General features: G+C 40.8%; 1 protein-coding gene. It reads right to left on the bottom strand.

All coding sequences use genetic code 11. The annotated features are described in order from the left end of the window. The coding region (locus tag MiSe_RS49820) for a nuclease/transposase family protein (protein WP_507770246.1) at window positions 1–485 on the bottom strand (485 nt) is incomplete at both ends.

The following is a 485-nucleotide window of genomic DNA, read 5'->3' as shown; positions in this document are numbered from 1 at the left end:
AAGGCAATATTGGAAATATTCAAATCTAAACCAATGACTCCATCAGCTACATAGTTTTTTTCTTTCTGATATGGCATTCCTGAGTTAATTAGTTGAATGTACCAACGTCGTTTGCCATTCAACTCTCGCCACAATAAGCGAACGTATTTGACTGGAGAATTTAGACCGTGTTGAACGACTCGGTTGCTTGAGTCGATGATTGGCAGAAGCTCCAATTTACCCCAGACGAGCGCGTTATCTTTCCATCTCACACCCTGCTTGTTAGTTTTGCCTTCAACGCTTCTAAATCTACTTGATATCTTGTACCGTACACTTTTTGCCCTCCCAAATAAAACCTTTTCGCTAGCTCTAAAAGCTCTGGTGGCTATAGTTTGTTGGGTATTGGAGTCAATTAGTTGAGCTATCCATTTGGAACGATTGCTAATTATTGTGGCATAGGCTTGAATGTCGTAATCGGAATATCTGTATTCTCGTCTTGCGGCGTT

This window comes from Microseira wollei NIES-4236 (assembly GCF_020521235.1).
Classification (GTDB): Bacteria; Cyanobacteriota; Cyanobacteriia; order Cyanobacteriales; family Aerosakkonemataceae; genus Microseira; species Microseira wollei.
The sequence above is the reverse complement of the archived record's forward strand: the minus strand, read 5'-3'. Positions and strand labels throughout refer to the sequence as shown.